At 57.3% G+C, this 8,374-nt stretch carries 6 protein-coding genes; 4 read left to right on the top strand and 2 right to left on the bottom strand.

The annotated features are described in order from the left end of the window. Positions 1 to 525 precede the first annotated feature (525 nt). Both hpnH and AD930_RS09805 read left to right on the top strand, forming a co-directional pair. Positions 526 to 1,740 (top strand): adenosyl-hopene transferase HpnH, encoded by a 1,215-nt coding sequence (hpnH, locus tag AD930_RS09810; RefSeq protein WP_061506082.1) that lies wholly within the window; start codon positions 526 to 528, stop codon positions 1,738 to 1,740. A gap of 265 nt (positions 1,741 to 2,005) precedes the next feature. Continuing rightward, positions 2,006 to 3,304 carry a hemolysin family protein gene (locus AD930_RS09805; RefSeq protein WP_043551445.1) on the top strand — a complete coding sequence of 433 codons (1,299 nt, stop codon included), beginning with the start codon at positions 2,006 to 2,008 and terminating at the stop codon, positions 3,302 to 3,304. A gap of 90 nt (positions 3,305 to 3,394) precedes the next feature. Here AD930_RS09805 and AD930_RS09800 read toward each other — a convergent pair whose 3' ends face one another. Then, entirely contained in the window at positions 3,395 to 4,426 is a 1,032-nt protein-coding gene (locus AD930_RS09800) for an alpha-E domain-containing protein (protein ID WP_244150559.1), read from the bottom strand. Further along, complete coding sequence (locus AD930_RS09795; protein ID WP_061501029.1) at positions 4,423 to 5,895, bottom strand: circularly permuted type 2 ATP-grasp protein; 1,473 nt, start codon at positions 5,893 to 5,895, stop codon at positions 4,423 to 4,425. Before AD930_RS09795 ends, AD930_RS09800 begins: the two co-directional genes overlap by 4 nt. A 293-nt stretch (positions 5,896 to 6,188) precedes the next feature. Between AD930_RS09795 and AD930_RS09790 the strand changes: the two genes are divergently transcribed. Together AD930_RS09790 and AD930_RS09785 are read left to right on the top strand one after the other, a co-directional pair. Continuing rightward, positions 6,189 to 7,208 (top strand): transglutaminase family protein, encoded by a 1,020-nt coding sequence (locus AD930_RS09790; protein ID WP_061506081.1) that lies wholly within the window; start codon positions 6,189 to 6,191, stop codon positions 7,206 to 7,208. Positions 7,209 to 7,258: 50 nt separating this feature from the next. Beyond that, positions 7,259 to 8,344 (top strand): zinc-binding metallopeptidase family protein, encoded by a 1,086-nt coding sequence (locus AD930_RS09785; protein WP_061506080.1) that lies wholly within the window; start codon positions 7,259 to 7,261, stop codon positions 8,342 to 8,344. The last annotated feature ends 30 nt before the right edge of the window (positions 8,345 to 8,374 follow it).

The raw sequence follows: 8,374 nt of genomic DNA, 5'->3' as shown, positions 1-8,374 counted from the left end.
TGAGCTGCTCGACCGAAAGATTCCGCATGTCAGACGGGTAGGCTACCCGGTCCAGAGCAGGAAAACGGCCAAGGGTGGGAATCCGAGGCTTTGCATTTGTGTCGTGAGAACTGTCCATGCGATCGTTTCCATCTTCTTTTCTTGTAGGAAGCGGAATGCCGTCCGGGGAAACTGGGCGGGATTTCGTTGCCGTCAGTGTGTCTTAACGTCGCGCGAAATATTTTCACACATCGCGATATAAGCCGTTTTGGTTTAATGTTTCTGGCCTGAACGCAAGCCTGCAATTAAAAGTAAGTGCATATTGTGTCTTTTTTGCCACATGTTTTGAAAAAGACTTGAGCTTGACAAACGAGCCAACCTATATGCAGGCGAACAGTTCCATACGTGATTATGTGCGCAGCACCTGTGGTGGCCGTTACACGGTATGCAGGGGCTGGTTGCCCGGCATGGTCACGTTTTGACAGATTATGAAGTGTCTCACTCAGTTATGATGCAGGCGTCTCAGATGCGCCAAAGCGGGGGTTTATGGCCGTACCTATAATGCAGGCCGTCAGGGTCGGCAGTTATGTCGTCAAACAGCACATCACCGGGCGCAAGCGCTATCCGCTGGTTCTGATGCTTGAACCGCTTTTCCGCTGCAATCTGGCATGTGCCGGGTGTGGTAAGATTGATTATCCCGCAGCCATTCTCAACCAGCGCATGACCGTGCAGGAGTGTCTGGATGCGGATGCGGAAGCAGGCGCACCCGTCATCGCCGTGGCCGGGGGCGAACCCCTGCTGCACAAGGAGATGCCGGAGATTGTCCGTGGCCTGATCGCCCGGAAAAAATACGTCTATCTGTGCACGAACGCCCTTCTGCTTGAAAAGAAGATGGATGAGTATGAACCCTCTCCGTTCTTCTCATGGGACGTGCATCTGGATGGTGATAAATCCATGCACGATTCCTCTGTCTGTCAGGACGGTGTGTATGAACGTGCTGTGGCGGCCATCAAAAAGGCCAAGGCACGCGGCTTCCGTCTGTCCATCAACTGCACTCTGTTTGACGGTGCGGACCCCAAGCGCGTGGCGACCTTCTTTGATGAAGTGATGGCCATGGGCGTGGACGGAATTATGACGGCTCCGGGTTATGCGTATGAACGTGCGCCTGATCAGGAACACTTCCTCAACCGTCAGAAAACCAAGCAGCTCTTCCGTGACATCTTCCGTCTGGGCAAGGGCAAGAAATGGCGGTTTACGCAGTCTCCGCTGTTCCTGAACTTCCTGGCGGGCAATGAGCAGTATCACTGCACCCCGTGGGGCAAGCCGCTGCGTAACGTCTTTGGCTGGCAGCGCCCGTGCTATCTGCTGGGTGAAGGCTACGCCAAGTCTTTCAACGAGCTGATGGAAGACACCAAGTGGGACGATTACGGCACCGGCAACTATGAAAAGTGCGCCGACTGCATGGTACACTCCGGTTACGAATCTACCGCTGTGATGGATGCCGTGCGCCGCCCCTGGCACATTGCAAAAGTCGCTCTGTTTGGCCCGGAAACCGAAAAGCCGATGGCTCCGGAAATCTCCCTCGCCAACCAGCGTCCTGCTCAGTACGTCTTCTCCAAGCAGGTGGAAGAGCAGATGGAAGAAATCGCCGCCCGCAAGCCTGCCAAGGCTCCGCGTGTGAAGGTGATCCGCACCGATGCAGCCAATGCTGATGCGGCTCCGGGCAAAGCGGCACCGGTGGAAGCAACTGCCGCCGACTGAGCCTTTCCTCAGTTTGCGACTCCATGAAAGGAGCGGTTCCTGCACAGGGGCCGCTCTTTTTTTGTACGGTGATCCGGGGTGCTGAGGCTGGTTTTCCCCTGATTTGTCTCTCTGGCTGGCATACGCTGCCTGCATAAGAGGTAGGGTGTAAGCTCGTTTTCCGCATAGGGCTGTGCGCTGGCAGGCATGGCCAGCACATACTGGCCTCGGGGGCCATCATCCCCTATCGTGCACTCTCCGTCGTCACGCAGGGCCACCGCATTTCATGACTGCTTCCATTCTTATCATTTTTTTACTGGTTATTCTGAACGCCGTTTTTGCCATGGGAGAACTGGCTCTGATTTCGGTCAGAATGCCGCGTCTGGCCATTCTGCGGGAGCAGGGCATGCGGGGCGCAGACCGTGCCATGCGTCTGGCCGAAGACCCGCAGATTTTCCTGCCCACTGTCCAGGTCGGCATGACGCTGGTCTCCATTCTGGAAGGGACGTTCGGTGGGGTGCAGGTCGAGGCGCACCTAACCCCCATGCTGGAAAAAATCGATTTTCTCCGGCCTGTGGCGGCTCAGGTTTCCATGGTGCTGGTGGTTATCGCCATTACGGCGCTCATGCTGGTGCTGGGCGAACTGGTGCCCAAACAGCTGGCATTGCGTGAGCCCGAAAAAATGGCGGCCCGTCTGGCTATGCCGCTGGAAATTCTGGCGCACGCAACGCGCCCGGTGGTGTGGGTCCTGCGGCAGTCTTCCAACATCGTGCTCAAGTTGATGGGTGCGGGCGATGCCGTGAGCCAGACTCTGACGGAAGAAGAACTGAAGGCCTACATCGCGGAAGGGGCGCGCTCCGGTGTGCTGGAGCATGAAGAGCGCACCATGATCGAGCGCCTGCTGCGTCTGGCCGACAGGCCGGTGCGCGCCATCATGACTCCACGGAATGAACTGTACTGGATTGACCGCCATGCCGGGCGGGATGCGCTGATCAAAGCGCTCAAACAGACAACCTATGCCCGTCTGGTGGTGTGTGAAGGCGGCGTAGATAACCCGGTCGGCGTTGTGCTGGCCAAGGACATGCTGGACCGTATGCTGGACGGCATGCCTGTCTCTATAGAAGCCGGCCTGCGCCAGATGGTGGTGGTGCCGGACAGCATTTCAGCACTGGATATGCTGGAGCGGATGCGCAGCATTTCTCTGGGTATGGCGTTTGTGTTTGACGAATACGGCTCATTCGAAGGGGTCGTGACTGCGTCTGATCTGTTTGACGCCATTGTGGGCGAGGGCGGTCATGATGCCTCTCAGACCACCGCAGCCCATCACGCCCCCACACAGGATGATGTGCTTCTGATGGACGGGACGGACTCGGCTGATGAAGTGAAGGACCGCCTCGGCCTGCGGAGCCTGCCGGATGAGGGCAGTTACCACACGTTGGGTGGGCTCATTCTGGCCCTTCTCCGTCGCGTGCCTGCCATTGGCGATAAGGTGGTCTATTCCGGCTGGCTGTTTGAAGTGCTGGAAATGGAAGGCCGTCGCGTCTCCCGCGTGCGGGCCAGCCGACAGGTTCTGGCGGAAAACTGAGGACTAAAAACGCACAGTATTTAACGGCCTGAACAGAGGGATCTGTCAGGCCGTTTTTATGTGGAGCAAGTGGCGGTCAGACCCGAGGGGCTATTGCTGGACCTGCTCAGGGTGAGCGCCGCAATGGGGCGTGACGGGCCAGAAGGCTTGTGCAGTTTCCTGCTGCACTTTTGAAATCTGGGTTTGAATCCACTGCATATATTCGTGCAGTCCACGGATGATGATGTCGTCCACCGTCTGGTCCGCCAGTGTGACGCGCAGTTCCGCTACCCGTTCCTGAATGGGGGAGCAAAGGCGGCGCAGACTACCATGCCCGGCAAGAGTGCTGAGTGTGCTGTCCAGCAGGCGCAGGCTTGTCGTCAGAGAGCGAGGGAAGGCATCATTCTTCAGCAGAAATCCTACAACGTTGGCGGGCGTTGTCATCACAGGCTGTAAACGCCGGAAGGCATGATACGCCGCCGCCGAGCGCAGGATGGATGCCCATTGGGTAATATCAATTTCAGACCCGACCGGCTCATGGCCCGGCAGAAGTGTGTGGTAGCGGATATCAATCAACCGCGTAATCTGGTCACTGCGCTCCAGATGTTTGCCCAGCAGGTAGAACAGCCAGGCCTGATCCCGATACAAGGTGCCTTCGGTAACACCAAAATGAGTCTGGCATTCCTGCTTCAGTCGGTTGCACAGGCCGGAAAGGCTGTTCATCCGGATATCGGAGGGCTGCAGGTCCAGAACCCAGCGGGTAAAGACGTTGAGCTGCATCCACATTTCCGTTGAAATCAACGGACGGACAGCACGCGCATTTTCCCGTACGGAATGAGCCATAGCCTTGATGGAGTTCGGGTTTTCTTTTTCCGTCACATAAAAGGCGATCACGTCCTGTTCCGTGACGGTCTGATGGCGGGCGTAAAAACAGTCCTCATCAGAATGGATCTGCAGAATGGTGTCCCACCCCGGCTGACCGTCCGGCCCGCGCACAAAGCTTTCCGTAACTTCCAGAAGCCGGGCCAGATTTTCAATACGCTCCATATAGCGCGCCAGCCACATCATGCACTCGCCGTAGCGGGAGAGCAGGTTGTTCAGCCCCGGCTGCATTTGGAAAAGGCCTGTGGAAATTTCAGTCATGATGCCAGCACCCACGTATCTTTGGAGCCACCCCCCTGTGACGAATTGACGACGAGTGAGCCTTTCCGCAGCGCCACGCGGGAAAGACCTCCTGGCAGAACCCATGTGGAGCGGCCCGTCAGTGCAAAGGGGCGCAGGTCCACATGGCGCGCTTCCACACCGTTGGGGCAAAGGGTGGGGGAGACGGAAAGATTGACTACCGGCTGGCTGATGTAATTGCCGGGGTTCTCTTTCAGCCTGCGGCGGAACTCATCCAGTTCGTCCTGCGTGGCATGCGGGCCAATCAGCAGGCCATAGCCACCGGACTCACCAACGGGTTTGATCACCAGCTTGTCTATATTGGCCAGCGTATAGGCCAGCCCTTCCGGTTCTGCGCAGATATGCGTGTCGACACTGTCCAGAATGGGGTCCTGATCGAGATAATAGCGGATAATGCGCGGCATATAGGCATAAACGGCTTTATCATCCGCCACCCCGGTGCCCAGCGCGTTGGCAATAGTGACATTCCCGCGACGATAGGCCTCGACCAGCCCCGGCACGCCCAGCATGCTGTCCGGATTGAAGGCCAGAGGGTCCAGAAACTCATCATTCAGGCGGCGATAAATAGCATGGACAGGCCGCAGTCCCGCTACGGTGCGCATGAACACACGGTGGTTTTCCACCACCAGATCCTTGCCTTCCACCAGTGGCACGCCCATCTCGCGCGCCAGAAAAACATGCTCAAAATACGCGGAGTTATAAATACCGGGAGAAAGCAGAACGACCTGTGGGTCCAGCACACCTTCTGGCGAGACTTCGCACAGGCTCTGGTGCAGTTTCAGCCCATATTCATCCACGGAACGGAGTGGGAGACCGGCGACCAGATCTGGCATAAGCCGCAGCATCATATGCCGGTTTTCAATGACGTAAGAGACGCCGGAGGGGGTGCGGGCGTTATCTTCCAGAATCAGAAAACGGCCGTTCTGGTCACGGATCAGGTCTGTGCCGTTAATATGCACATACACGCCACCGGGCACGTTCAGCCCGACCATGGCCTCACAGTAATTCGGGTTGTTCAGCACGAGGTCTGCCGGAATAATCCCATCCCGCAGAATGGCACGGTCATGATAGATATCGTGCAGGAACAGATTAATGGCCTGAACGCGCTGTTGCACGCCACGCTCAATATGGTCCCATTCCGCAGCGGTGATAACGCGGGGAATGACATCAAACGGCAGCACACGGTCTATCGCCTCGCGGTCTGAATAGACGGTAAAGGTAATACCCAGCCGGTAAAGCTGGGCCTCCGCTGCGGTTGTGCGGTGCCGCAGGTCCGCCAGCGAGAAATGCGCCAGACGGTTTTTTACATCCTGCAAAGCCGGGGGGATGCCATCCTTGCGGTTCATGAGTTCACAGAAGAAATCCGGAACATCATACGCGGCAAAAATACCAGCTGCCTGAACGGGTGCATGGAGTGGCGTGTCATTCATACCCTGACTCCCGATATGAGGTCCGACACTTCTGGCGGGTCCGGAAACCTGCGCCTCTGCATGCCGTTTCGTTACGGTTAATTACTTAAGACGAGCAGGATTTCAGGCGTTTGCCAAGCCGCAAAACAGAAATTTGTTCTTTTAACGGAATATCATGCGCTGGGGGCTGGTATGCCATGGATTAATGCTGATACCGTATGCGCAGTCATACGCCATAAGCGGTTTCTCCCGTCCTGTGGCAGGAGAGGAGCAGGGCGTTTCAGCATGAGCAGGGTGTTCAGGGCCGTACCACCATGAGTTCACATGTCATGCTGACCCATCAGACGCGGTATCGGTATGACCGGCCTGTTTTTCTGGGCCCCCAGACCATCCGCCTTCGCCCTTCTGGCACGGCCAGAACACCGGTGCGGTCCTATGCCCTGCGGGTTGATCCGGCAGCGTGTAAACAAAGCTGGCATCAGGATGGCTTCGGCAATCATGTTGCGGAAGTGGTCTTTGCAGAACGCGTGACACATTTTGATATCACCGTGCGGCTTGAAGCTGATCTGACGCCCAGAAATCCGTTTGATTTCACGCTTGCTCCTGCGGCGCGCCGCTGGATGCCGCCAGCCGGATTTTCCACCACTTTGAGAGAAAAGGGCGCGCCGGCGCAGTATCAGCAACAAGTCCTGCAGCAACAGCAGCAGGCGTGTGCGGTTGAGGGTTCTCAACAAGTCCAGACAGGACGTCCGGCGTGCGAGAGCCAGTTTTACACAGCGGAAGAACAGGCCGAACTGGCCCTGTATCGGGCAACACCTCCTGCCGGACCGCACCTGCACGCGTTTCTGACGGATTGGGTGGAAAAAGCTCCGCGCGATACGCTGGATATGCTGGTCGCACTCAATCGCGCTCTGGCCGCGCGCATTGGGTATCAACTGCGTCTTGAACCCGGCGTCTGGGCCCCGGAAGAAACGCTGGCCCGAGGGGTTGGCTCCTGCCGGGACAGTGCCTGGCTGATGATTGTTCTGTTGCGGCATCTGGGTTTTGCGGCCCGTTTCGTCTCGGGATATCTGATTCAGTCCAGCCAGACGGCGGAGGGGGAAGAGACGCTGACCTGTGACCTGCACGCATGGGCCGAGGCCTTTTTGCCCGGTGCCGGATGGGTGGGGTTTGATACCACCTCCGGCTTGCTGACAGCACACGGGCACCTGCCTCTGGCTGCCACACCAGCGCCGGAGCAGGCTGCGCCGGTTACGGGCCTGCTGGACCAGTGCAAAGCCACGTTTGATGTGTCCATGCAAACCGATCGTCTGGTGATGCCAGACAGCGTCTGACCTGCTGGTTTTCCTTGCGTTACGATCCCGGACGCAAGAGAGTGATCAGCATGAGGCTTTTTACCTGTCAGTCCTGTGAGCAGATTCTGTTTTTTGAAAACACAGTCTGTGAGCATTGCAAACATCAGCTCGGGTATCTGCCGGGGCTTTCTGTGTTGTCTGCACTGGAGCCTGTCGAAGGTGGCCTGTGGCGGCCCTTAGAGCCGCGCATCCGGCAGGCAGAACTGGCCTACTGTGCCAACCATGCGCATGATGTATGCAACTGGATGACGATGCCTAATGAGTCCGGGCATCCGTCTTTCTGCTTTGCCTGCCGGTTTAATCGCATCATCCCCAATCTGGATAAGCCGGAAAATCTGGAACGCTGGCATAAGCTGGAAGTCGCAAAGCATCGCCTGTTCTACACGCTTTTGCGCCTGAAACTGCCCATGAAGACCCGGCTGGAAGACCCGCTGGGCGGTCTGGTGTTTGACTTTCTGGATGACCCGCCAGACGGCTCTTCTGCGGTGATGACCGGCCATAATAACGGTGTGATCACTATCGCTCTGCGTGAGGCGGATGATGCCTGCCGTGAGCGGATGCGTGTGGAAATGGGAGAATATTACCGCACGCTTCTGGGGCATTTCCGGCATGAAGTCGGGCATTATTACTGGAATGTGCTGGTGCGGGATGCCGGGCGGCTGGATGCCTGCCGTGCGGTGTTTGGGGATGACCGGGCTGATTATCAGCAGGCCTTGCAAACCTATTATGACAGGCCGCGCCCCACGGACTGGCAGACGCATCACGTCAGCATTTACGCCACGTCTCACCCATGGGAAGATTTTGCGGAAACGTGGGCACATTATCTGCATATTGTCTCAACTCTTGAGACAGCATGGGCCTATGGAGTCTCGATCAATCCGGCTTTGGCCGGGGCACAGCCCTCATCGTCTCCGCAGCATGGAGACCCGTATACCGAGGCCTCTTTTGATGAGATCATGCAGGCATGGCTGCCGCTGACTTATGCGGTCAACAGCCTGAACCGCTCCATGGGGCTGCCTGATTTCTACCCGTTTGTGCTCACGCAGGGCGTGGTGGACAAACTCTCTTTTATCCACACTCTCATTCGGGAGACGCAGGCTTTACGGTCCTGCTAAATGCCGTTGGAAGGCTGCGGCAGGCAAAGG

The sequence above is a fragment of the Acetobacter malorum genome (genome assembly GCF_001580615.1).
GTDB classification, from domain to species: Bacteria; Pseudomonadota; Alphaproteobacteria; order Acetobacterales; family Acetobacteraceae; genus Acetobacter; species Acetobacter malorum.
Note: the sequence above shows the minus strand (reverse complement) of the source record. Positions and strands in the feature narration are given on the sequence as shown.